Genomic DNA, 24,384 nt, shown 5'->3' on the forward strand with positions numbered 1-24,384 from the left:
GGAAGTCGCAACTAACTTTTGTTGCACCTCGTTAAGCGGCGAAGGGTTCAGATTGGATTAATCAGACGAATGGCAGATGCATTGATTGCGGAGCTCAGGGCGACCGTAAAGGCACTTAAGCAGCTCCTCTCCACCTTGGATAAGGAAAAATTGCAAAGTTTGATGGATGCTCTGCCCACCGATATCGCAGCAGGGAGTGCCGAAATGGTGATCTTGGTACACCTGACGCGCGAGATGGATGCTCGCACAGCCCACGGACAAGTCATCCCCTTTCCGACGCGATAGAACCCCGCCAACCGTTAGCCAGCGGGTATTTCGAATGCCCGACAGCTCTCCCGCTAACAGCCTTCCGTATTGGTTTTCATTTGCCCGGAGGTGACACTCGTGGTGCTGTACGCCAGTATTGGCGAGCCTATGCGCTTGCGGGCGCGGTGTGCGCCGTCGTGCTGGTCATCGAGCTTATGGCAATTCGCCTCTTTGCTTCTCACGAGATCGGGGATTCACAGATTCGAGGTTCGATCTAGAATTGAGGCATGGAAGCGGTCTTCGATGACCTTCCACTGCCCCCGGGGCGCCCCGCCAGGACGTGTGGCGCCCTGTCCGTGCCTTCGCGCTAGACTTTGCCGGCAAGCTCGTTCTGGGCCTCGCTATCGGGCTGGGCGTTGGCCTTGGAATGGCAATCGCAGGTTAGGGCGGATCCGTAGCCAAAGCTTTGAAAAGCAGCAAACACGCTAGCATCGAAATGACGCTGCCTATCAGGCCGTCTGCGGTCAGCCCGGAAAAATAGACGAGATCGAACGCCAGTACAGCCATCGCTAAACAGCCAATCATGATTCGAGACGCAGCCGAATTAACCGTTAGAAAGCGCTAAAGCGACGCGCTGGCTAGTTCCAGTAGCGGTATACTCTGCCCATTCTGATGAGCATCATGAAAATCTCCTCCGCGCGGCGAAACCCCGCATCCTGCCCCATACCGAGCCAACGGTTTCAGGGCAATCGGCCACAAGCATATGCCGTTTCATGGAAGCGAACTCCTCCGTTCGTGGCCACGACCCTACGATAATTCTCCAGCTATAGGTCCTGGGTGCCGGTTGCCTCGTCAGCTGTTGTCACCGGCCTGCTCTCGCTCGACGAACTTGCCATGTATCCTCCCAAGAAATACGGAGGCTCAACGCATGCCTGGTTCCAAGTCTACTTGCCCGGGGCCGGTTGGATCGAGTTTGATCCAACCAACGGCATTGTCGGCAACCGGGATTTGATCAGGGTGGCTGTGGCTCGTCATCCCCGACAATCCATCCCACTGTCTGGAAGCTATTCTGGTAGCGCGTCACGTATTCTGGGCATGAGCGTAGTGAATGTTGCGAACGAAACCACGCCAACAAAAATTAGCGTTGTCTGATGTTCTCAGGAACTGTTTGGCAAACACGGAGTTTGCCCAGTTCCTGAATTAGAACATGGAGCATCGATGCGGATCCGCGCAGGTTTCAGCCTCACCTACGAATGCCCGCAGCCGACACCGATGCTGCTGGTCCTTGAAATCCACCCGTCACGCCGCGTCGATCTGCTCACAGAGCAGATCATAGGTTTCGATCGCCCTATCGAGGCCCGCGGCTACATTGATGCTTTCGGCAACGCATGCACGAGGATAGAAGCGCCAGCAGGGCTGACGACGGTTTCCACAAGTTTCGACATTTACGATACAGGAAAGTCCGATGTCGTCATGCCAGAAGCCATCCAGCACGACATCAAGGAGCTGCCCGATGATGTTCTCAGGTTTCTCTTGGGTAGCCGCTATTGCGACACCGACAGGCTGGGCGACTTCGCTTGGGCGAATTTTGGCAACACGCCATCCGGCTGGGCGCGGGTGCAGGCAATCTGCAATTTCGTGCACGATCACATAGCTTTCGACTACCAAGCCGCCAATCCGCTGCGGACCGCCTATGGCGCCTTCGAAGATCGAACTGGCGTCTGTCGCGATTTCGCGCATCTGGCAATCTCGCTATGCCGCTGCATGAATATCCCGGCGCGCTATTGCACCGGCTATCTCGGTGACATTGGCGTTCCCCCGGTGCCGGATCCCATGGATTTCAGCGCGTGGTTCGAAGCATATCTTAGCGGTCATTGGTTCACGTTTGATGCTCGGCATAACCGCCCTCGAATAGGTAGGATCCTGATGGCGACGGGTTGCGACGCGACTGATGTTGCCCTCTCAACCAGTTTCGGGTCATCGAGACTTGCTGGCTTCGAAGTTGTCACGGAAGAAATCCAGCCGGAGCACTTGTTGGCGACCCTATGACCCCGCAAGGCCATGTCGTGTCAGGCCGCGCGCGATCAGCCGCGCCATACGCTGCGAAAACGCACGAGCGTCCGCAGGTTTGTCGCCGTCGAGCACGCGGGCCTCGTCGTAGAGAAGATGGGCTGCATCGTCCTTAAAGGCCTGCTCGTCTTCGCCGAGGCTGGCGAGCGCCAGCACGCGCTCATGCCTTGGATTAATTTCCAGGATAGGCTTGGCTGCCTTGTCGAGGCGGCCGGCGGCGTCCATCAGCCGCTCGAACTGGCGGTCCGGACCGTGCTCGGGTGCGACAAGGCAGACCGCGCTTTCGGTCAGGCGGTCGGAGGCCTTGACGTCCGAAACGGCGTCGCCGAGAGCCGACTTCACGAAAGCCAGGAAAGCATCTACCTCAGGCGTTGCCGCCGTGTCCCCCTTTTTCGTGTCGTCGAGCAGCGGAATGTCCGATAGTTCCGCCACGCCCTGCGTCACCGATTTGAGGGGCTTGCCCTCGAAGTCCGGCGCTATCGTCACCCAGAAGCTGTCGACAGGATCTGTGAGCAGCAGCACCTCGATGCCACGCGCTTTGAAACCTTCGAGCTGAGGCGAGGCTTCGAGCCGGGCGCGGTCGTCGCCGGCCATGAAGAAGATCGCCTTCTGGCCTTCCTTCATCGCGGCGACATAGTCGGTGAGGCCGCGCCAGCCTTCGCTCGAAGCGGTCGAGCGGAAGCGGGCGAGTTTCAGCAATTGCTCGCGCCGCTCATAGTCCTCATAGAGCCCTTCCTTGAGGACAACGCCGAAATTCTCCCAGATCCTGGAGTAGGCCTCAGCATCGTTTTCCGACAGCTTGCCGAGTTCGCTGAGCACACGATTTGTCAGGCCCTTGCGGACCGAGGCTAGCAGCGGGCTTTCCTGGATCATCTCGCGCGAGACGTTGAGCGGCAGGTCGGCGGAATCGACCAAACCGCGGACGAAACGCAGGTAGCGTGGCAGAAGATCGGCGTCATCGGTGATGAAGACGCGGCGCACATAGAGCTTCAAACGGCCCTTACGGTCCTGGTCGAAAAGATCGAAGGGACGCGAAGCGGGCACGAAGGCTAGGACGCTGTATTCCTGCCTTCCTTCGGCGCGGAAATGAATTGTGGCGGCCGGCTCGTCATACTGGCCCGCAACACTGCGGTAGAAGTCGGTATATTCCTCCGGCTTGATTTCGCTCTTCGGCCTGACCCAGAGTGCCGTGCCGTCGACAATGTCGCGCGCGTCGGCGCCGGGTTTCTCGATGAGCGTTATCGGCACCGGGACATGGCCCGACTGCGACTTGGCCAACTGCTCAAGCCGGTAGGATCCGGTATAGGAGATGGCGTCGTCCATGAGGTTTAGCACGACGCGAGTGCCGCGCATGGGGGCTGCTTCAAGCGGGGCCGGCGCGATCTCATAAGAGCCTTTGCCGTCGGACGACCAGCGCCAGGCCTCGTCGCTTCCCGCCAGGCGACTGATGACATCGACGCGTTCGGCCACCATGAAGGCGGAATAAAAGCCGACGCCGAACTGGCCGATGAACTGCGTATCGTCGGCCGTTCCGGCTGCGCCGACGCGTTCGACGAAGGCGCGCGTGCCCGAGCGCGCGATCGTGCCCAATGCTTCGGCCATATCGTCACGGCTCATGCCGATCCCGTTGTCTTCGACGGTGATCTGCTTGTTATCGGCATCGGCGGAAACGGTGATCCGCAGCTTCGGGTCGTCGGCGAGCAATTCTGGCCGGCTGACCGCTTCGAATCGCAGCTTTTCGCAGGCGTCCGCGGCGTTGGAAATCAGTTCGCGCAGGAAGACGTCCTTATCGGAATAGACGGAGTGCACCATCATGTGCAGCAGCCTCGAAACATCCGCCTCGAACGCTCTGGTTTCTTTCGTGTTCGTGTTTAAGGTCATCTCACGTTTCCTGTTGTTTGCAGCTTCGTCTCCCCACGAGGTCGCGACGGATGATCTTCGTTCAGACGATGTTGCTTGTCCTGGAGGCGCCGCCAGCCAAACCCGCGGGGGCCGACGTAACTGTGCCCGGAACGAGGATATCCTGGCGGAGGACGAAGGCAATTAGGTCGCTCTCGCCTGCGAATTGGAGCGGACCGATCAGCAGAAAGCGCGGCCTTTCGCCAACCGTCCGCGGTCATGTCTCCACCTTTGTGTCATCACATGGCAATGGATCGTCTAACAGTGTCCCGGTCAGCCACCAGAGGATGGCTCGGATGCTGTCGATACCTGCTGCGCTGAGAGGAACATCAGTGTTGACGCCACCGTGCGCCGGTTCCAGCCAGCGGCTACGGCCCTGTCGAGCAGCTCGGCCATGAGCGGCATCAGCACGCTACGGCATTCGCTTTCGTAGGCCATAAACTCCCTTGCCTCATGTGTCGGCGCTGCCAAGGGCGGGAAGCCAAGGTTTGCATCCATGTTTGTCTCCGTTTTCTTTAATTGATGCCCCGCTCCCCGGGGAGCGGCGCGGATTAGTCGAGACGTCAGAAGTCCATACCGGCGCTGGCAGGCATGGCCAGGGCGGCTTCCTTCTTCGGCTTCTCCGCCACCATCGCCTCGGTGGTCACCAGCAAGCCTGCAACGGATGCGGCATCTTGAAGAGCGGTGCGCACCACCTTGGCCGGGTCGATCACGCCTTGACTGTAGAGATCGCCGAATTCGTTGGTTTGCGCGTTCCAACCCCAGCCGAACTCACTCTTCTCACGCAGCTTGCCGACAATGATGGAGCCCTCGGCGCCGGCATTCTCGGCGATCTGGCGAACCGGTGTTTCGATCGCGCGACGCACGATCTCGATGCCGGTCTTCTGGTCCGCATTGTCGGTTTGCACGGCGTCGAGGGCCTTGGCGGCCCTCAGCAGCGCGACGCCGCCACCGGGCAGCACGCCTTCCTCCACGGCCGCCCGAGTGGCATGCAGGGCATCGTCGACTCGGTCCTTGCGCTCCTTGACCTCGACCTCGGTAGACCCGCCGACCCGGATCACCGCGACGCCACCGCCGAGCTTCGCCAAGCGTTCCTGGAGCTTCTCGCGGTCGTAGTCGGAGGTGGTCTCCTCGATCTGCGCCTTGATCTGGGCGACGCGGCCCTGGATCTCTTCCTTGCGGCCAACCCCGTCGACGATGGTGGTGTTCTCCTTCTCGATCACCACCTTTTTGGCGCGGCCAAGCATTTGCAACGTCACATTCTCCAGCTTGATTCCGAGATCTTCCGAGATCGCGGTGCCGCCGGTGAGGATCGCGATGTCTTCCAGCATCGCCTTGCGGCGATCACCGAAGCCCGGCGCCTTGACGGCCGCGACCCGCAGGCCGCCGCGCAACTTGTTCACGACGAGGGTGGCGAGCGCCTCGCCCTCCACGTCCTCGGCGATAATCAGCAGCGGCTTTCCGGACTGCACCACGGCTTCGAGCACGGGAAGCAGCGCCTGCAGGTTAGAAAGCTTCTTCTCGTGGATCAACACATAGGGCTCTTCGAGCTCCACGCGCATCTTGTCCTGGTTCGTGATGAAGTAAGGCGAGAGATAGCCGCGGTCGAACTGCATGCCTTCTACCACTTCGAGTTCTGTCTCGGCGGTCTTGGCCTCCTCAACCGTGATGACGCCCTCGTTGCCAACTTTCTCCATCGCCTCGGCGAGGAAACGACCGATTTCGGAGTCGCCATTGGCCGAAATGGTGCCGACTTGCGCTATCTCGTCGTTCCTGGTCACCTTGCGGGCGTTGGCCTTGAGTTCGGCAACCACAGCCTCCACCGCCTTGTCGATGCCGCGCTTCAGGTCCATCGGGTTCATGCCGGAGGCAACGGCCTTGGCACCTTCCTTGACGATGGCCTGGGCGAGAACGGTCGCAGTCGTGGTGCCGTCGCCGGCGAGATCATTGGTCTTCGAGGCGACCTCGCGCACCATCTGCGCGCCCATGTTTTCGAACTTATCTTCCAGTTCGATCTCCTTGGCGACGGTGACACCGTCCTTGGTGATGCGCGGCGCGCCGAACGACTTGTCGATGACGACATTGCGGCCCTTCGGACCGAGCGTCACCTTCACCGCATTGGCGAGGATGTCGACGCCGCGCAGCATCTTCTCGCGAGCTTCCATATGGAATTTCACTTCTTTGGCAGCCATTGGATCACTCCTTCATCTAGGCAGCATTCGTTGACTGGTTGGATTTCAAAGAAGCCGTCACGCGGCCTTCTTCACTTGTGCGGACTGTTCGATCACGCCCATCACGTCGCTCTCCTTCATGATGAGCAGATCCTGGCCGTCTAGCCTGATCTCGGTGCCGGACCATTTGCCGAACAGGATCCAGTCGCCGACCCTCACGTCGAGATCGGTCAGCTTGCCGCTGTCGTCTCGTGCGCCCTGTCCAACGGCGAGCACTTCGCCTTCCTGCGGCTTTTCCTTGGCTTTGTCGGGGATGATGATGCCTCCTGCCGTCTTTTCATCGGCTTCGATGCGGCGGACCAGGATGCGGTCGTGCAACGGACGAAATGGCATGTCGTTCTCCTCTCAGGACAAACAAAGTTTGAAACTCCTCCACACCGGACCAGCAATATTGGACCAGTGCTGGGCGCGGCGATCTTCGGTTTCGCGCGCATATCGAGCTAGTTTTGCGGTTTTCGGGTTTCAAGGGCCCGGTCAAAAAATTGGCACTCACCGAGTGAGAGTGCCAACAGACTGTTATCATGCAACTAAAGCGGGCCGCCTGCATGGGGTGTCGATGGGGTGGTTTGACGGGAATTCACAAGGCTGGAAGTGGCGGCTACCCGGTCATCGCGTTCGTCAGCGCAGGTGCCGGACATATGTCGCCAAGGAGGGCCTTCCGGCAATGACGGCCTTTCTCCCTCCCTTGGCCCTGACGGGCGAGATTAACTGCCGCTGCATCGCGCGAGTCTACCAATTAGGGATTGTGCTAAAATGATAAACTCCGCGCTGGCCAAACCGTCCGTCCGCTACACCCCTCCACAGCGCAGCGTACTACATTTCATTGGAGCCGATGACACGAAGTTCGCCTTGAGAGAGATTGGTCAACGACGGCCCTCCAGGTGTTGAGACAACACCGGCTCCCTCCAGTGCTTTTCGTATGGATGCGGAATCCTGCGGCCGGTCTCAAAATCGCGGATCGTGGCTTCGCTAAGATTGGACCTAGCGCCAAGCCGCACACGGGAACCAGCGTAGTAGCTCCCGTGCTTCTTGCGACTGCTCTGCGGTCAGGTCTCGCAAACGGCGTCTCCAGCCTAAGGATCACTTTAGGAATCGAGGCTAAGTGGCGTGTCAGCTTTCTACTGCAGCCTGCCGATGATCGGCGGGCCGAGATTAGCCAGCCTTGTTAGCGCGGCTGATAAGCAAGCCTTCGCGCCTCCCTCTCCAGTCCGGCGTGATTGTTGCCATGCTGTTTCATAAGCATTCTCGCTTCCGGCATTGTGAGATGAAACTTTCGGGCGAAGTTGGCGACCTCGCAGGCATCGTCATTCAGCACTGGTCTGCGACGGTCGGGATAGTGTTCGATTTGGTGCGCTGTCATGGCGATTTCCTCCTGTCAGAAAAACCGGTTCCTCGGCCTAAGGTTCCGCCCTTGCTTTTTTAGCTGGAGCTAACGGAACCGAAACAACCGTGCGATATTGAATCAAATTCGATGTTGCGTGGGGTTCCGATGTCGAAACCAACCGGCGGGGACAAGCTGTCGTTCATACCTCCGTTGATGCCGACCCTGGTGGAGAAGCCGCCGGAGGGCGATGGCTGGATTCACGAAGTAAAGTTCGACGGCTACCGATCGCAGATGGTGATCGATGAAGAGGGCACGCGCATCTTCACGCGCAACGGCCATGACTGGACGGCGAAATATCGGGGCCTGGCCGGCGCGGCGAAGCGGCTCGGTGTCGAGAACGCCATTATCGACGGCGAGATTGTCGTCCTCAACAAAGCCGGCCTTTCTGACTATCAGGCGTTGCGTCAGGCAATTACCCGCCGGCAGCACGACCTGTATTTCGTCGCCTTCGATCTGCTCCACCTCAACGGGCATGATCTCCGGGATATGGACCTCGAAGATCGGCGCGAGATCCTGGAAGGTTTGATTTTGTCTGACGACCGCATTCAGTTCAGCCAGGCGCTGCCCGGAGACGCCAAGTCAATCTTCCATTTGATTGACGAAGCCGGCATCGAAGGCATGGTTTCGAAGCGCCGCGACAGCAAATACCGCAGCGGCCGGTCGACTGCCTGGCTGAAGATCAAAAGCTATATGGTGGAGGAATACGACCTGCTCGGGGTCGAGCGCGAGCCTGGCAAACCAGCCTTCGCACTTATGGCCGATCGAAAGACCGGGCAGTATGTCGGCTCGGCCTTCATCAACGCGCGGGGCGCAATTCGAGACCGTCTATGGAAGCGCGTCCAGGAGCACGCTGGGCCGGCGCCAAAGGGCATGAAGCGGCCGGCGACGCAATGGGTCAAGCCGGGGCTTGTCGGACGTGTGAAGCACCTGCGAGGCGAAGAGGACTTACGGCATGCCTCGCTGCAGGACTTTCGGGAAGAATGAGCAAGCGTGGGAGTGATTTTCTCTATCATTGGATGTCAGACCGTTTGCCTGACGCCCCGATTGTCGACCCGGTCTTGCTGGTAATCGATATGGCAGTCGATGCGAAACGGGAGGCGGAAATCCAAGGCATTCCGGGCCAGGAGATCGATGAAGAAATTGGCCCGATATTCGAAGCCATTATGCAGGGGTTGCGATAGGAACTCGGATGGCAGGAGCGGCAGCTAATAGTCACGGGCGCCCAACTTTTGATATTGAAAATCGCGCCGGATGGGTCTTAAAAAATTCGACGTTACCTTTGCTTTTCTTAGGGTGGCTGTGATGGATAACGTAGTTCCAATCCGCAAGGCCTTGGCTTGCATCGAAGTGGTCGAAGCTTGCGGCGAATGGCACGTCCGCGTGGTCGAGGAAGACCAGGAACTAACCCGCTCATTTGAGCTTAAAAGCCACGCGCTCGCCTTCGCGGAGGGCCAGCGGATACGTCTAGGGCTTCCCGCCTGCAAACTGCTTTAGTGGGCATATGTAGCGACCGTCGATTTGACTTCCCTTCATCGCCGGTCTTTGTCCCGCCGCCTTCGCGAGGGCGCCGGGACTTTCTCCCGGTTCTGACACCTGATGCTTAGTTAGGGCCAAGTGACCTTGTGCGGAGGTGCCATTTGTATCCTGGGATGTCAGTCACGTTACCGCGAAGGAAAGCCTAACCGGCGACCTCCAGTGGTTCTGCCAAGAGGCGCGCATCGCGACTTTCAAACATATCTTGATCAGCCGTGAGTGCCGATCTTGCCGGGTTTGGGAGTACCGTGAATGCCATCGCTTTTCGATAGAGGTCGATCCAGACCGATCCCGCGGGATTTCTTGGCCCCGCACCGAACGCACAATCTCAGGTCAGTTGATTAACGGAGCCATCCGGCTGTGCACGCGTTAAGCCGGGAAGGATTATCTCATGGCGACGGAAGCCATCCACCGGAAACTTGGACCCGACGAGCGCCGTCAACGCCGTAAGCTGCGCAGGGAGAAGCAGCGAATTGAAAACGTCGGACGGGCCGTCAAAATGCATACCGCCCGCTTAGCCGGGGCAATCGCAGCACACGGGGACTCCGCGTCATGTTTAAGGGCGTATGCCTATGTCGGCTGCTCGGGGTGGTTTTACTGGAAATGGCGTGGTCGGTTTTACCCGACTGATTTGCCCACAGGCCAATGGTTCAATCACTACGCGAACCAGTTCGACACTGTCGAAATCAATGCATCGTTTTATTCGTGGCCAACCGTCACAAATGTCAAAAGCTGGGTTCGGCAACCGGGTGACCGCAGGTTCGTCTATACAGTGAAGGTCTGCGAGCTGATCACTCACATCAAGAGGTTCAAGGGCACCAAAACCCTCGTGGCGGATTTTGGGATGATTGCCGATATCCTTGGGGAGCGAATGGGCTGTTTTCTGTTCCAGCTCCCGCCTAGCTACCATTTCACAAAAGCGAGACTGACCAGCATTCTAGGCCAACTCGACCCGGCCCGTCGCAATGTGGTCGAGTTTCGTCACGCCAGTTGGTGGAACGAAACTGTCTATTCGGCCTTTCGTGAGACGGGCACAATTTTTTGCTCATGCAGCGGCCCTCGCCTTCCGGACGTCATGGTCCGGACATCAGATGATGTCTACTTACGTCTCCACGGTCCAGAGCACTGGTACCGGCATGATTACTCCGGAGACGAGCTGACCAAATGGGCCGACAAAATCCGAACCAGTGGCGCAAACAGAGCTTGGGTCTATTTCAATAATGACTATGAGGGTTTCGCGCCAAAGAACGCCATGACGATGCGGGGCTTGCTAGGTAGGCAACTGCCACACAATCCGATTCCCACTGCCAGGGATGTATACCAGAACGATATTTAAATGTCCGCTTCGACCCATGCCGGTCAACCGTGCTGGGAGATGCGAGGGGACTGCTCAACTGGCCGCAGGCCGCCGGGGTTAGCCCGAGACTTAGCGTCGTCCCTAGGCAGTTGCGGCGGTGGCCTGAGCTGGGACCGGTTCTCGAGGGGCGCCCCGGAGAGCCGTCATGTTTTCAAGATCTGCTCGAACGTGCACTGCTGCGGGCTCTTGTCAGGGCGCCACCGCATAAGTTTTGTACCATGCCGAAATCGATCGCCGGTGACGTGATCGAAGCGGACTTCCACTACAAGTTCTGGACGAACGGGCTCCCACTGTCCGCTCCTTTCCGTGCTCCACCGGCTCGGGCCGCCGGGGGCTTTCCCAGTAAAGCCTGGAGGTGATCGCAGCGCTTCGAGTTGTAGGGTCAGCTTTGAGCGATCTTCCTGCGCGATCGTCGATGTAAATCCCACGTGGTCAAGTTTGCCCTGGCCGTTGTAGAGTCCAAGCAGCAAGGAGCCGACCTCGCGCGAGTTCGCCAGATAGCGGAACCCGCCGACCACGCAATCGGCCGTGCGCAGGCGCTTGACCTTGACCATGGCGCGCTCGCCGGGCCGATATTCGTCATTGAGTAGCTTGGCGACAACGCCATCCGTTGAACCCTGACCGGATTCGCTCAGCCACTTCGTTGCGGTCGCCAAATTCGTGGTACGGCGCGACAGCTCAAGTCCGCTGTCCCCTTCTGCCCTCACTAAGGCTTCCAGCGCGGCCCGTCGTGCGGACAGCGGTTGATCCATCAAGCTGGCATCGGCACTGGCCAGCAGATCAAAGAGGATCAGTTTGGCCGGGGTCTCGGCCGACAGTTTTCGAATCCTGCTTTCCGCCGGATGCAGTCGCATCTGCAGTGCGTCAAAAGAAAGCGCACCATCGATGTCGATGACGATCTCACCATCGACCACAAACGCATCCGCCTTCAAGTCGCGCAACATCGCGACGACCTCAGGAAAATATCGACCAAGTGGCTTGCCGGATTTCGCCCTTAGTTCCACCTCGCCGCCGGCTTTGAACGCCAGGCAGCGAAACCCGTCCCACTTGGGTTCGTATTGCCACTGGCCGCCGCCGTCGTCAGGGAGGGCGTCCGCCGACTTTGCCTCCATGGGCTCAGTGTCCAACGGAAGGCCAAACGACGGTTTAACAATCTTCGATGTCATGCGGCGAGCTTTGCTGATCCCAGCCGCTTGATGGCGGTGGCGATCGACCGTTCGCCTTCGTCATAGTCGGCCCAGGCGGCGGTCTTTTTCAGAAGGCCCGGCACGGTACGGACCGTGTATTTTTTCGGGTCGAGATCCGCCTTCACTTGCCCCCATGTCAGCGGCATGGAGACGGTTGCGCCTTCCCTTGCCCGCGGTGACAGCGGAGCAACGGCAGTCGCCATGCGGTCGTTTCGGAGGTAGTCGAGAAAGATGCGTGACGTCCGCAGCTTCTTGGCCATGTTGACGAGGTAGAGATCGGGGCCCTCCGCCGCCATCTGCATGCACACAGCCTTGGCGAAGGCCTTGGCCTCGGGCCATGTCGTCTTGCTACGCTGGCCGGCCAAAGGCGTGACGACATGCAGGCCTTTGCCACCCGTCGTCTTGCAAAAACTCACCAGGCCCAAATCTTCGAGGCGATCGCGCATTTCCTTGGCCGCAGCCACCACCTCGGCGAAGGAGACTTCCGGACCAGGATCCAGATCGAAGACGAGCCGGCCGGGCACGTCAGGATGACCGGGCTGGCAGTTCCAGGGATGCAGCTCAAGGCCGCCTATCTGGGCGATTGCTGCCAGGCCCTCAACGCGGTCGATCTGCAGATATGGCTTGTGGTCGCCAAAGACTTTCACCAGTTCCAGCAGATTGGATGTGCCCGGCATCGCATGCCGCTGGAAGAACTGCTCGCCCGCGTAGCCGTCCGGGGCTCGTACCAGCGAACAGGGGCGCCCTTTCAGATGTTTGATCATCCAGGGGCCAACCGCCTCGAAGTATTCTGCAAGATCGAGCTTGGTGACAGCCTTGCCGTCGCCCGCAGTCGGCCAGAGCGGCTTGTCCGGCTTGGAAATGATTACGCCCATGACGACTGGGCTTTTTCCCGTTTTGCCAGTCACCTTGGCGGGGTCGGCAATCTCAGTCTCCTGGGGATCGGCCGGACGCTCGGCCTCGACCTCTTTCGCTGGCTTGTCTTCGCGCAGGCCCTTGAAGGCCGCCTGCCTGATATTGCCGCCGCCGGTCCAGCCGGCGAACTCGATTTCCGCAACCAGTACCGGCTTCGTCCAGAACACGGTCGCATCCTTTTTCGGTGCGCCATCGCCTGTGAACGGCGACTTCGCGGCCTTCATCTCCTTCAGCTTCGGCAACAGCTGCTTGACCTTTGCCTCGCTGTATCCGGTCCCGACACGGCCGATATAGGCGAAATGCTCGCCGCGATTGACGCCAACCAGCAAGGACCGGAACTTGCCATTGGTGGTCGACCAGCCTCCGATGACGACCTCATGGCCAGCGCGGCATTTCGATTTTGCCCAGGTATCGGTCCTTCCTGAGACATAAGTTGCATCAGCCTTTTTCGAGATAATGCCTTCAAGCTCAAGCCGGCAGGCGGACTGCAGCACCGCGTCGCCGCCATTGGTGAAGTGCTCGACATAGCGGATGAGATTTTCAGTCCCGCGATCGACGTCGCCGAGCATCTCGCTCAGCCGTTCCTTGCGCTGAGTGAGAGGCAGCTTTCGCAGATCGACACCATTTGCGAACAGCAAATCAAAGGCGAAGAAAATCAGATCCTTTGTCCGGCGCTCCGACAGCGCGGCTTGCATAGCGGCAAAATCGGGGGCCCCGTTTTCGCCGAGCGCCACGATCTCACCGTCGATGATGGCATTGGGAAGGCTGGCGGCCTCTTTCGCGATAGCGCCGAATTTCTCCGTCCAGTCCAAACCCTTCCGCGTCCTCAGCGTGGCGGCGCCATCTTCGACGCGCATCTGGACGCGATAGCCATCGAACTTGATTTCATGGACCCAGTTCGAGCTGGCCGGCGGCCGGGAAAGCGTCGTGCAGAGCTGGGGCGGGATGAAGTCGGGCGCCTTCAACGCCGAAGCAGGAGCCGTGCGCTTGCGGCGCTGAGACGGCTTGGCGGCTTTGGCGGCGCGCTCTTCTGCAGCATGACCGCGATTGCTGTCCCACACGGCATCTGCATCGGCCACCGTGGTGCCTTGCAGCATGAAGGGCTTCGGTCCGGGGCCTTTGCCCGCGGCAATCTTGTCCATACTTCGTCCGGAGGCGACGGACCGGTCCTGCGCCAGCACCGCGTCGCCATTGCCATCTGTCGCGTATTTGTCGCGATGCTTGATCAAAAGCCAGTTTGTTCGTTTCCCGCCATTGCGGTCATGCTTCATCCGCACCAGGACGAAACTGCCGTGCAGGCGCTTGCCGTCGAGCGTGAACTTCAGATCGCCTTTTTCTAGAGCCTGCTCGGGCGACAGTGCCCCTTCCGGCTCCCAATAGCCCCGATCCCACAACTGTACGGTGCCGCCGCCATACTGGCCCTTGGGGATCGTGCCTTCGAAGTCGCCATAGTCCAACGGATGATCTTCGACCTCGACCGCCAGGCGCTTGTCCTGAGGATCCAGTGATGGACCCTTGGTGACGGCCCACGACTTGAACACACCGCCGAGCTCCAGACGCAGGTCGTAATGCAGACGGGTGGCATCGTGTTTCTGGATCACAAACCGAAGCCGGTTCGAACTCGCGATCGACGTCTCGCCGCTAGGCTCTTTTGTCTTCGAGAAATCCCGTTTGGCCCGATAGGTGGAAAGCTCGCCCTTGGTCATGAAAGTGCCCCGACTGATCACGCAACGCCCGACTCAACGCCGTCAGCGAGTTTTGGTTCGGCTAGAGGAGAAACGACGGAAGCGGCATCCTGCGGCATACACACTGTATGATGGGCCGAGCGACCCAGCCGCGGTGTCTCCAGGTTGCTACTCCCACTTGCCGGTCGGATGCAGGTCCGGATTCGTTGAAACAAAGGCGGCCATTCACTGAGCGACACAAGATGGCAAAGCCAAACGGCGAATCTGCGATCAGCATAGGGGGAATATGAAATACATCAGGATTATCACGGTTGGATCAGACACATTCTTGATTCTCCACGATGGTGGGAACCTCTTTTGAACCACCTCCGTTGTGAACTTACTCAAAATGGAGTGGAGACCATGCCCCGAGGTGAAAAATCCAAATATACGGACAAACAGGAGCGCAAGGCCGACCACATCGCAGAGAGGTATGAAAAGCGCGGCATATCGGAAAAAGAGGCCGAGCGGCGCGCATGGGCTACCGTCAACAAGGATGACGGCGGTGGCAAGAAGGAGGGTGGCTCCGGGCGCGGCAAGCACACCGGCCACCCGGCAGCGCACAAGGGTGGCGAGAAGGGAGGTAAGGCATCGGCCGCACGTTCGGCTGCGGGCCGTTCGGATTTGGCAAAGAAAGCTGCCACAACCCGCAAGCGGAATGCCGAACATGCCCGTTGAGGGCCAGGTTGAGCAACCCAATTCCGACTCGTCAACGAGGTTGCGTAAGTGGCTCGTCTATGTGGCCGTTGCTGTCATCGCCAGCTTGCTCACGCTGCTGATCATAAATCTGACCCCAGAGCCGCGCGTTTTGCGATCAATCGTGCCACATCGCTTCGACGCCTCGGACCCCCAATTCGCTAGGACCATGAGCAGTTTCTCGCAAGGGCAGATGTTCAGCTCGAACGCCGTCCAAACCCTGGTCAACGGAGACGAGATTTTTCCTTCGATGTTGCAAGCGATCCGAGCGGCTCATTCAACCGTCGATATGGAAACCTACATCTACTGGTCTGGTGCTATCGGCTATGAGTTTGCGACGTCGCTTGCGGTCAAAGCCAAAGAAGGCGTTGAGGTCCGCGTCCTGGTCGACTGGGTCGGCAGTCTTCCGTTCGATGAAGACCTGATCCAAATCATGACAAGTGCCGGCGTAACGTTCGAGCGTTATCGACCCGTCCACTGGTATACACTTGACCGGGTAAACAATCGAACCCACCGCAAGTTGCTGATCGTTGACGGACGGATCGCATTCACCGGGGGCGTCGGCATCGCCGACAACTGGAGAGGAAACGCGCGCAACCCGGATGAGTGGCGCGACACGCACTACCGAATTGAAGGACCGGCGGTGTCGGGCTTCCAGGCGGCGTTCGCCAAAAATTGGTTGGAGACAACCGGCGAGACATTGCAGGGTCAGACCTTCTATCCTCCACCCGAATCGGCAGGGGCGCTCGACGTCCAGTTGATCCTGTCTTCGCAGCCCAACGGCTCGGAGGACATGGAACTGATGATGTTGGCAGCGATAGCTGCTGCCAAGGACCACTTGCGTATCGGGATGGCGTATTTCGTGCCGGACGACATCGCCCTCCAGCAGATACTGGACGCTAGGAAACGCGGCGTATCGGTTGATGTCATCGTGCCCAATTCGCTGACCGACGTGCCGCTAACCCGAAAGAGTTCCCGCCACTTCTGGGGCGCATTGCTCAAAGCAGGCGTTCGGATCTTCGAGTTTGAGCCAACAATGTACCATCCCAAACTCTTGATCGTTGACGATGTCTGGGCGAGCTTTGGTTCGGCGAATCTGGACGAGCGTTCCCTACGTCTGAACGACGAAGCCACGCTGAATGTTTACAGCGAAGATTTCGCCAAGACGCAAATTGATTTGTTCAATCAAGATCTTCAGCGATCCAGGCAGATTAGCCTGGAAGAATGGCGATCGCGACCCTTGCACGAAAAGATGACAGACTGGTTCTCGAGCTGGCTAAGGTCGCAACTTTAACTGGGCGACTGCTTGCATGTGTGCATCCAGCTACGATCGAAGCCAACACACCGTCCGAAGCAGCCGCAAGAGCTTCTCGCCGAACGGTCACCTTGCGAAGGGGAGAAAGCCGACTGGATTAGGGTGACGGAAACTGATCCGAGCCAAGGCCGCGACAGTCGCCGTCCTACCGAATTCCAAATATTCGCGGGATCGGGCAGCGGACCTAAGCCTGTTCCGAAAAAGCGCTACCGCCCCGGAACCTTCCGGGCACGCGGATTTCATCGCGGAGATTCCGCCCGCGGAGATTGGCCGCTGTTAGCACCGTATGAGGCCCACTCCTTTGCGCTTCGCTGTGGCCTGCAGGGAGCGTTTCTGAACACGCTCCCTAAAACTTAGCAACCTTCCGCTTTCAGGGATCGCACCATCCGCACAACCACCGGGTCATACGGGACTTTTTCCGATCTGCTGTAATTTATTGTGAAGAGTGCGGCACGGTCGTTGCAGATCGCGATAGCGCGGACATATCGAATCTGGCCACTTTTAATGCCCGAGTAACTGGCCCACCTCGGGGTGACGCGCCGATAGGTCAGCTTCCAACCGACCTTTTCGTCCTCGATCATGCGGTGCTCGATCTCGGCGGGAAAAGTGGCGTTTCCGAGTCTGGCACCCCAGACAGCAAGGAAGGCATCGTTTTCGCCTTGGAAAGCTGCGCCTTGGTCTGAACGCTGTGTCAGAATAAAAACCGGCGGAACATCAAATGTGAAGCCGAATTGCCTGACACCGAATTGCTGCCACTCCTGCGCCTGAAGAAGCGTGCTGCAAAATAGGACCGGAACGAGGCTCAGTGGAAAACGTACCATGGCGGGAAAATGGTAGCCCGGCGATTCCGTTCCATCAGCAACAAATGATATGTCCAAGACACTAGGCCGAACCGGGAATGCGCCTTTGCCGAACAGCGGCCGAGCTTGCGTCCAACCCTATTTGCATGGACCACGATTATTAGTCTGCTGCGGCTCCTGCAGACCCCCTTGTCGTGCTCGAAATCGGACTATTACCTTGGCTTGGCGACAATCCAAGAAAGCACGATCTAACGACCCGCCATTCAACAGGCAAGAGAGAGACGAAAGGGCAAACACGCAAAAGCGTCCGGAAACGCCAGGCACGGGCGCTTAAGGCAGTTGAGCAAGCAGGTGCCAAGTTGCTTCAGAAACTACGGCATCGCCAAGGGCATCCGAGGACGACGGAAGGAAGCCCAACATCATCACCCAATCTGATAGCGGAGTGGCCGTTATCGCCCGCAGCGACGCTCGGCTCGTCCGTGCGCACAAAGGGGATCGAGCGCGAACTGCGGGCGTGCCTGTCGTGGGGAGTGAGGAAATTTGTTAACGCCGAGATCGGGCGTATCATGTTGCAGATGCCGGAATCCGAGGCAGATGAGTTCACGGCTGCCTCAGCAATAGTCTCGAAGACACTGGAGGGGATCGAAGCTTTGGTGGTGCTTCCCCGAGAAGCCGAGGACATCCTTACGATCTCTGCGCGCGAGCGGCATAGGTGGCTCAAAGACGGACGACTGAGAAGCTTTGGCACTCGCACTGTGAAGATGCGCGGGCGGTCGAAGTCCGTCACCTTCCACGTCTTCGATCCCAAGCACATCGAGGACGTCCTTGATCGTGATCTGCAAAGCCTTTGGCGCGAAGAGGACGCGCAGCAAGTTGCAGAGAACAGGCGACGCGGCGCCGGCAAGGCCGCCCTGACGCGGGCGGGAAAGGGCAACGGCAAGAAGGTTCGCGGTTCCAGAAGCAACAGGCAAGACGACGCCCCCTCGCCCGAGTTGAAGGGCTGGGATGCGTTCGACGACGAAGGACTGCTCCGTTAAATCCGTCTTGCAGCCAATTCGCAACGTTGAAAAGATGCCTGTGCGAAATTTCTTCGGAAGCTCACGTGCCTGGAGCACGAATGACCCACCTGGACCAGTTCATGTTTAGAGAGTTCTTCAGCTGACAGCCGCCCATTTTTGAGAATATAGATGTTCGAAAACTTCGTGCTTGAAATGATGGATACCGAGGGTGGGCCGATACGGCTTCGGCATGGCGGATCTGGGCCACCACTCCTCCTGATCCATGGCCATCCCCGCTCGCATATGACTTGGGGCCAAGTCGTAGACTTGCTATCGGCAGATTTCAGGATCGTGTGCCCCGACCTCCCAGGCTTCGGGCGCTCTTACATACCGGCGGATGACCCGGAGAGCAGGTTTTCGTCCAAACGGGCAAAGGCCTCGGCGCTGGTGGAGCTGATGGAAAGGTTAGGCCACCACACGTTCTTCGTCGCGGGGCATGATCGTGGCAGTCTGGTGGCTTTCAGAATGGCGATGGACCATCCCGACCTGGTGCGGAAGCTGATCACCGTGGATGGATTGCCGGTTCTCGAGCATCTGGAACGTGCCGACTGGAAATTTGCTCGCGATTGGTTCCACTGGTTCTTCTTCGCTCAACCCGAGAAGCCGGAACGGGCCATCCTAGCAGACCCAACGGCATGGTATAGCGCGATGCGGCCAGATGAGATGGGGTGCGAAGCCTATGACGAGTTGGTATCGTTGATCCACGATCCCGCTGTCGTCCATGGGATGGTCGAAGACTACCGCGCAGGTATCCGGATCGACTATTGCCATGACCGCGAGGATCGAGATGCCGGCCGGAAGGTGGGCTGTCCGATGCTCTGCCTTTGGTCAATTGACGACGACCTTGAGCAGATTTATGGCGATCCAGTCGCAATCTGGAAGCAGTGGGCCGACGACGTGAGCGGCTTTGGGATTAAGAGTGGGCACCATGTCGCCGAAGAAAATCCGGCCGCTCTCGCAGCAGCTTTCAAGGCCTTTCTCTAAATGAAAAAAGTAACGTAAGCGAGCTCGACGTCCGCCAGGTCCATCAACCGGAAGCCGCCTTCGGTCTCTTCGACCTCCAACCGTTGTCGTGTCGGTCCTCTCACGCTCGAAACCTCTCAGTGTGCCAGACGATCTTCCCATCAATTTTGTTCGGCTTGTGAATGACCAGGCGCTTTGGCAGATGCTTAGGGTGAACTTCCAGAAGCGTGATCTTGATATTTGGCTTGCACCGAGTGCAGTCGACCTTCAGGCGCAACGGTCAACACCGCCGCCGTAGACCATCGTCAGGTCGGCCGAGCGGCAGTAAAAGACGTTGCCACAGGTGCACTCCGCCTTCACAAGCATGTTGTGCCGAGTTGAAAAGGAACAAATTCCTTGAACGACAAGCCGGATTCTGATGACGCGAGCGATGGCGCCAGCGAGATAAGCCCTTAGTCGTAGGCGCTTTGGACTGAAGCCCCACGCCGGGAACAATCTTCTGCCAGGCAAGTTCGATTTCCCGGCGAGCAGGCGTGGTGCCGCCGCCAGGTTCAACGAGGAGAAAATCATGAGAAAGCACCTCACAAGCGCCGCCGCGGCGGCGGTACTGTTGGCCGGCGTTGGCGCTGTCGCAGCGCAGGATGTCATCATCACACCTGAACAGGACACGGTTGTCCGTGAATACGTAAAAAAGCAGCCGCTCGCCTCGGTGAAGATCCCCGGCGTCGAACTCAATATCGGGACGGCTCTGCCTGACACGGTGGAACTTCATGAGGTCCCGAACGTCAAGTATCGGTACGTTGTGGTCGACAACCGCACGGTCCTGGTTGATCCGGGCACCCGGAAAATCATCAAGGTCTACGACTGACCTAACGGCTGTGGCCCGCCGCCAGTTGCGGCGGCGGGCTAGTCCGCGCGGAGACCAAACTCACACTAAGCAAGCGGACAAACTTTTTCCGCCGGAGTTGGAGCGAGGCAAGGGAGGCCGCAATGCCAATTTCAGATGATGAAAACGATCTTATTATCAAACTTGACTGTCCTTATTGCTCACATCCTGTCGTCAAGAAGGGCTCGTGGTTCAAGGTAATATCCAGGTTCAAGTGTGCGGGATGCGGCGCCGAAGTGCACATGGGCTATCCAGACAAACTTGCACTTTTCAAACGGTATCGACGAACGCAAATCAGTTCTGCCTCGGCGAGGCTGACCTAAGGCGCGAAGCGGCGGAATCTCACTCAGGTCATCGACAGCAAATTGGCGGAGCAATCGCAGCGATGCGTGAATATGGCGGGGAAAGAATATGCACGGGCGGGCTAGGGTGAGAGATCAGCTGCTCGCCGAAGCAGATGAATTGCGAGGTCAGATCGATTTGCTGCAGCGGGAAGTGGCCGAAAAGTCGGCTTGTGCTATTGGGATGTTCAAGATGGCCGAGCTTGGCCAAAGGTTGCGTCTGCACAAATGTCGACTGAATCTTCTTGAAGGTTGCATCGCTGGATTATCTCGTCCTGAACTGCCCACAATAGGCAATCGAAATAGACACCCTGTGGCCGTCGAGCTCGATGAGCGAGAATTTTCTAGTTGAAAGGACAACGTCCAATGTCTCCAGCGTCAGACCTTTGCGCGCTTTATATGGACTTCAGTCTTAGTTGCGACGGCCCGCATAGGCGTTAGTTTTCCGGAGCTTCTGGGACTCTTGGGCATTCATGATCATCGAGTTATTTGGGCCACCTGGTGCCGGCAAGACCACACTTCTTCGCAGCCTCTGCCGGGGGATGGCGGAACACGGCATCAACGTGAAGACAGTGAACGGGTATCGCCGGATTGAATGTTGGTCCGCCCAGGATGACGGCCCGGAGACGCGCCATGCCATTGGGCGTATTGGCAGAAAGATTGCCACCTCCGCTCCTGTCTTGCTATCGACCTTGCCAAACGACGGTGTCGCGGCCCGGCTTCTGGCATCACTCCCTCTACGAAGCCGCACATGGTCATGGCGCATGAAGGTAGACATCGCCCTACTGTGCGAAGCGTGGCGGAAAGCGCAGGAGTCAAAAGATTACTTCATTTTCGAAGAGGGCCTGATCCAGGCTTTGTGTGCGCTGGTTTTGCTGGCGCGAACTCGAAGCATTGACGTGGTGCGTGACTGCCTGGCGTTCCTGCCACGGCCGGACCTCCTTATCCAGATCGACGCCCCACAGGAAACGTTGCGCCGCCGTCTTAGGGAGCGGCATGCTCGGCAACCACTTCTTGAGGTCCTCCTGTTCGAACTTGGCGTGGACAGGGGCTTGAAGCAGGCCGATATCTCAAGGGAGATCGGAGAGCGCTTGCGCGAGGACGGATGGCCCTTGCTACAAGTCAACGGTGTCGACCCTCATAATTTCGATAAGGTCATCAAGCGAGTCTTGGCTCCAGTCAGCACGGTATGGGCACTGTGCGTCTCCTGGCGGCTCTGTGTTGCCTTTCTCGACACAGCCATTTAGCGTCACCTCATCGACCATAGTATCACCACTGCCACCACGATCCCGACGAGACAGAATGCAACCCAGACGCTGGTCATGGCTCTAGTGCAACGTTGGACGCGCCAGGTTCCGCCGGACCATGAGATCGATGAGACCCTGACGAATATCATCCCAGCTTTCGACTATTTCGCTTTCACTGATCCCGGCAGCCTCCGAGTCAACGAACAGGCGCGTGGCGAGATCAAGGAGCGACACCTCGTCAACGGAACGGGCGTCGAGAACATCGTTTCTTTCCAGCCACAGATGCAGGAATTGAACAGCTCGCTGGCTCATTCAGGCTGCCCCGGGTCAAAGTGGACAATCGCGTCCACCAACTTTCGATAGAGGCTGGAAACTTCCTCATCTATCTCTTCGCGCTTGATCCCGAGGGCCTTGGCATCGGCGAAAAGCTTGTGGGTGAGTTCGCTCACGGAAACGGCGTCGGCCTTTGCCGTCTCCGAGATGTTGTTGGCGATCCAGCGATCGAGGAAGTTGATGCCGCGTGTGCTCATATCGCCTTAAGCTCTGCAGACGGCATTAAGTTCCGGTCAGGAGTCGATGGTGGGGAACACCTTGCTTTCGAGCGCATGGCGCGGGCTTCAGCAGCGTCTTCCTCCGTCAGGGTAATCTGCTCGGAGACGGACTTTTCATCCTCGACCAGTAACTCGGTAGGGGCGGTGTCGTGCATCAGGCTGTGGGCTGGCTCGCATGGCTGCCTGCTTTGCGTCATCAGCTTCCAACTCGATGAAGGTGGAAACTCGATCAAGGGTCATGGTCCGTTCTCCGGCTTGTTCACCGCGGAGTCGTCCAGCTCCGCCTCGATGTTGTCGCTGACTGTCGGCAGCGGTTCGCCCACCCGCACGCCATCGGAGCCTTGCAGCCAAGCTTCGGAGGACTCCGTCCAATACTCTGGCACGGAACGCTCCTTGCCGTCTTTGCGGGCCTGGGCTCCGTACATCCACGCATATGTGACTCGCTCCTGATCCTTCTTAGCTCCGGCCATTTGCGGTTTTCTCCCAGAAGTCTAGAAGCTTTGCGTGTCTCAGTTTCTCTTCGCCCTTCAGCGTTTTCACCCTACCAACAAGGCCGGGCTTCAGCCATTCGGCGTTGTCCCTCTTGTGACCTTTTGGTACAGGGCCGCCGATTTTGCCTTGCACGCGATCCAACAGCGCTTGTCCTTTTTCGGCCTTGAAGATGACGAACGCCCCGCCCTTGTAGTGGCCTTTCTCGGCCATCAGAACTTGAGCGGCCTTACCGCGCTCACGCTGGGCGCCAATGCTTCCATCTCCTTTTCCTCAAAGCACTTGATCTTGCGCCAAGCGCTCGTTTTGCCGCTTTGGTATGGACTGCCCTTGAGCTTCGAGACCGTCCGGCTTTGTCGACCAGGTGGTAAACAGCGTCACCAGTGCCGGGCATGGCTTCGCTGAATTGAATGCGTCCGCCGGTCGGAACCATTTTGTGAAGAATCTCGCGACGATTCTCTAACGGCATTCGGCGCAGATCATGGCCGTTGAGAAACAGAAGGTCGAACGTGACAAGATAGATGTTCGGTGACGGCCGGCGCAGGCCGATAATGGCTTGCATTGCGTGGAAGTCAGACAGGCCGGCCTTGTCTATCATGATCGCCTCGCCTTCGAGAATGAAGCTGTCGGCGTCGATCGCCGCGGCCTCCTCGGCGAGATATCGATAATCGTGCTGTCCAGTCGAAGCCGTTTTTTGTGTAGAAGCGAATCCCGTCTTCGTCCTTGATCACCTGCGCACGGTAGCCGTCGAACTTGATCTCATGGCTCCAGTCGTCGCCATCCGGCGGAGCATCGAACAGCTCCGGCTCCATAAGGCTGGATGAACTTCAAATGCATGCGCACATACCCACCACCGGCGATTCAATAAGCTTAAGCTAAAATAGTTCCAAACCGGAAATCGACGGCGGATTGCAGTGGCAGATGTGCTTTTTTCGTCCGCCTTGGAACTCGCCTCTTTGATCGAAGTTTATGATTGGCTTGGTTGTCCCCTCACCGAGCTCAGAGTTGGGAAGCCCGTCCATTGCGCCATCAAGAGGCGGGCTTCCTCTCATTGCGGTGGCATGCCTCAATCGCAGTTCGGCCTGTTGGAAGGTGTGGATTAGAGCTGCCTTGGCTTCGTCCAATACGCCCGGAAGTAGGGAAGTCGGCAAGCAAAGCGGTCTTCAGCGATAGAAGGTGGCTGACAGGGTCTTTTTGGCTCAACGACAACGCCACGAGGTTTGACCGCAATAATCCTGCCCTGCAAATGCTCGTCCATAGGCTCGCGCTCTCCTATTTTACGTCATCCCTCCCCTACGGTTGGGTAGGCCGATAGGGTTAGTTGCGCAATTGCTAATATGTAAATACTTTCGGAATGCGGGGAGGAGATCCAACCACCCGCGGTGTGGCCGGTGCGCCTGTACCCCCCAAAACGAGAGCCCCGGGTCGCACCGGCCATTTCCTACAGACGGGGTAGCGTTGAGCCCTGTGTTTGCAGGAGGCTCGCTGGCCT

General features: G+C 58.4%; 24 protein-coding genes and 1 pseudogene. 13 read left to right on the forward strand and 12 right to left on the reverse strand.

Annotation, left to right across the window (positions count from 1 at the left end; genetic code table 11):
* Positions 1–69: 69 nt before the first annotated feature.
* From AC1DZ8_RS28805 to AC1DZ8_RS28815, 3 genes and pseudogenes are all read left to right on the forward strand, one after another.
* Positions 70–285, forward strand: a complete 216-nt coding sequence (locus AC1DZ8_RS28805) for a hypothetical protein (RefSeq protein WP_477311155.1) — start codon at positions 70–72, stop codon at positions 283–285.
* An 876-nt stretch (positions 286–1,161) separates the two neighbouring features.
* Positions 1,162–1,398, forward strand: a pseudogene (locus AC1DZ8_RS28810) (transglutaminase family protein); the annotation flags it as partial.
* A gap of 66 nt (positions 1,399–1,464) precedes the next feature.
* Positions 1,465–2,295, forward strand: a complete 831-nt coding sequence (locus AC1DZ8_RS28815; RefSeq protein WP_477311153.1) for a transglutaminase-like domain-containing protein — start codon at positions 1,465–1,467, stop codon at positions 2,293–2,295.
* Here AC1DZ8_RS28815 and htpG read toward each other — a convergent pair.
* The 4 genes from htpG to AC1DZ8_RS28835 form a co-directional block, all read right to left on the reverse strand.
* Positions 2,290–4,197, reverse strand: a complete 1,908-nt coding sequence (gene htpG, locus AC1DZ8_RS28820; RefSeq protein ID WP_477402008.1) for a molecular chaperone HtpG — start codon at positions 4,195–4,197, stop codon at positions 2,290–2,292. The genes AC1DZ8_RS28815 and htpG overlap by 6 nt on opposite strands.
* 291 nt (positions 4,198–4,488) lie before the next feature.
* Complete coding sequence (locus AC1DZ8_RS28825; protein ID WP_477310634.1) at positions 4,489–4,713, reverse strand: hypothetical protein; 225 nt, start codon at positions 4,711–4,713, stop codon at positions 4,489–4,491.
* A 65-nt stretch (positions 4,714–4,778) separates the two neighbouring features.
* A complete protein-coding gene (groL, locus tag AC1DZ8_RS28830; protein ID WP_477310632.1) occupies positions 4,779–6,407 on the reverse strand; it encodes a chaperonin GroEL in 1,629 nt (542 codons plus the stop codon).
* Between the two features lie 57 nt (positions 6,408–6,464).
* Positions 6,465–6,779 carry a co-chaperone GroES gene (locus AC1DZ8_RS28835; RefSeq protein WP_477310630.1) on the reverse strand — a complete coding sequence of 105 codons (315 nt, stop codon included), beginning with the start codon at positions 6,777–6,779 and terminating at the stop codon, positions 6,465–6,467.
* Positions 6,780–7,935: 1,156 nt separating this feature from the next.
* On the opposite strand from AC1DZ8_RS28835, the gene AC1DZ8_RS28840 reads away from it, so the two are divergent.
* The 3 genes from AC1DZ8_RS28840 (at position 7,936) to AC1DZ8_RS28850 (ending at position 10,699) form a co-directional block, all read left to right on the forward strand.
* The gene (locus AC1DZ8_RS28840; protein ID WP_477310628.1) at positions 7,936–8,814 is read left to right on the forward strand and encodes an ATP-dependent DNA ligase; all 879 of its coding nucleotides are present in this window, start codon (positions 7,936–7,938) and stop codon (positions 8,812–8,814) included.
* Complete coding sequence (locus tag AC1DZ8_RS28845; protein ID WP_477310626.1) at positions 8,811–9,011, forward strand: hypothetical protein; 201 nt, start codon at positions 8,811–8,813, stop codon at positions 9,009–9,011. The genes AC1DZ8_RS28840 and AC1DZ8_RS28845 overlap by 4 nt, the downstream gene beginning before the upstream one ends.
* A gap of 743 nt (positions 9,012–9,754) precedes the next feature.
* Positions 9,755–10,699, forward strand: a complete 945-nt coding sequence (locus tag AC1DZ8_RS28850; protein WP_477310624.1) for a DUF72 domain-containing protein — start codon at positions 9,755–9,757, stop codon at positions 10,697–10,699.
* A 164-nt stretch (positions 10,700–10,863) separates the two neighbouring features.
* Here the strand turns inward: AC1DZ8_RS28850 and AC1DZ8_RS28855 are convergent, their stop codons facing one another.
* On the reverse strand, positions 10,864–11,886 hold the full coding sequence (locus tag AC1DZ8_RS28855) for an ATP-dependent DNA ligase (protein ID WP_477310622.1): 1,023 nt from the start codon (positions 11,884–11,886) through the stop codon (positions 10,864–10,866).
* Positions 11,883–14,528 (reverse strand): DNA ligase D, encoded by a 2,646-nt coding sequence (gene ligD, locus AC1DZ8_RS28860; RefSeq protein WP_477310620.1) that lies wholly within the window; start codon positions 14,526–14,528, stop codon positions 11,883–11,885. Before ligD ends, AC1DZ8_RS28855 begins: the two co-directional genes overlap by 4 nt.
* Before the next feature lie 381 nt (positions 14,529–14,909).
* Between ligD and AC1DZ8_RS28865 the strand changes: the two genes are divergently transcribed.
* Positions 14,910–15,224 carry a plasmid stabilization protein gene (locus tag AC1DZ8_RS28865; protein WP_477310618.1) on the forward strand — a complete coding sequence of 105 codons (315 nt, stop codon included), beginning with the start codon at positions 14,910–14,912 and terminating at the stop codon, positions 15,222–15,224.
* The gene (locus tag AC1DZ8_RS28870) at positions 15,214–16,536 is read left to right on the forward strand and encodes a phospholipase D-like domain-containing protein (protein ID WP_477310616.1); all 1,323 of its coding nucleotides are present in this window, start codon (positions 15,214–15,216) and stop codon (positions 16,534–16,536) included. Before AC1DZ8_RS28865 ends, AC1DZ8_RS28870 begins: the two co-directional genes overlap by 11 nt.
* 374 nt (positions 16,537–16,910) lie before the next feature.
* On the opposite strand, the gene AC1DZ8_RS28875 is transcribed toward AC1DZ8_RS28870, so the two are convergent.
* Complete coding sequence (locus AC1DZ8_RS28875) at positions 16,911–17,435, reverse strand: hypothetical protein (RefSeq protein ID WP_477402012.1); 525 nt, start codon at positions 17,433–17,435, stop codon at positions 16,911–16,913.
* 353 nt (positions 17,436–17,788) lie between these two features.
* On the opposite strand from AC1DZ8_RS28875, the gene AC1DZ8_RS28880 reads away from it, so the two are divergent.
* The 5 genes from AC1DZ8_RS28880 to AC1DZ8_RS28900 all read left to right on the forward strand — a co-directional run bounded on the left by AC1DZ8_RS28880 (position 17,789) and on the right by AC1DZ8_RS28900 (position 21,852).
* Entirely contained in the window at positions 17,789–18,394 is a 606-nt protein-coding gene (locus AC1DZ8_RS28880) for a hypothetical protein (RefSeq protein WP_477311211.1), read from the forward strand.
* Positions 18,395–18,544: 150 nt separating this feature from the next.
* On the forward strand, positions 18,545–19,399 hold the full coding sequence (locus AC1DZ8_RS28885) for an alpha/beta fold hydrolase (RefSeq protein ID WP_477402014.1): 855 nt from the start codon (positions 18,545–18,547) through the stop codon (positions 19,397–19,399).
* A gap of 547 nt (positions 19,400–19,946) precedes the next feature.
* Entirely contained in the window at positions 19,947–20,246 is a 300-nt protein-coding gene (locus tag AC1DZ8_RS28890) for a DUF1236 domain-containing protein (RefSeq protein WP_477402016.1), read from the forward strand.
* A gap of 447 nt (positions 20,247–20,693) precedes the next feature.
* On the forward strand, positions 20,694–20,957 hold the full coding sequence (locus AC1DZ8_RS28895; RefSeq protein ID WP_477310912.1) for a hypothetical protein: 264 nt from the start codon (positions 20,694–20,696) through the stop codon (positions 20,955–20,957).
* A gap of 121 nt (positions 20,958–21,078) precedes the next feature.
* Positions 21,079–21,852: a nucleoside/nucleotide kinase family protein gene (locus AC1DZ8_RS28900; RefSeq protein WP_477310914.1), complete on the forward strand. Its 774-nt coding sequence runs from the start codon at positions 21,079–21,081 to the stop codon at positions 21,850–21,852.
* A gap of 81 nt (positions 21,853–21,933) precedes the next feature.
* Here AC1DZ8_RS28900 and AC1DZ8_RS28905 read toward each other — a convergent pair whose 3' ends face one another.
* The 5 genes from AC1DZ8_RS28905 to AC1DZ8_RS28925 form a co-directional block, all read right to left on the reverse strand.
* Entirely contained in the window at positions 21,934–22,164 is a 231-nt protein-coding gene (locus AC1DZ8_RS28905) for a hypothetical protein (RefSeq protein WP_477310916.1), read from the reverse strand.
* Positions 22,161–22,382, reverse strand: a complete 222-nt coding sequence (locus tag AC1DZ8_RS28910) for a DUF768 domain-containing protein (protein ID WP_477310918.1) — start codon at positions 22,380–22,382, stop codon at positions 22,161–22,163. The genes AC1DZ8_RS28905 and AC1DZ8_RS28910 overlap by 4 nt, the downstream gene beginning before the upstream one ends.
* Before the next feature lie 257 nt (positions 22,383–22,639).
* Positions 22,640–22,873, reverse strand: a complete 234-nt coding sequence (locus AC1DZ8_RS28915) for a hypothetical protein (protein ID WP_477310920.1) — start codon at positions 22,871–22,873, stop codon at positions 22,640–22,642.
* A complete protein-coding gene (locus AC1DZ8_RS28920; RefSeq protein WP_477310922.1) occupies positions 22,860–23,105 on the reverse strand; it encodes a hypothetical protein in 246 nt (81 codons plus the stop codon). Before AC1DZ8_RS28920 ends, AC1DZ8_RS28915 begins: the two co-directional genes overlap by 14 nt.
* Positions 23,106–23,130: 25 nt before the next feature.
* Positions 23,131–23,490: an ATP-dependent DNA ligase gene (locus tag AC1DZ8_RS28925; protein WP_477402019.1), complete on the reverse strand. Its 360-nt coding sequence runs from the start codon at positions 23,488–23,490 to the stop codon at positions 23,131–23,133.
* Positions 23,491–24,384: the final 894 nt, after the last annotated feature.

The organism is Mesorhizobium sp. P2_F7 (assembly GCF_056403695.1).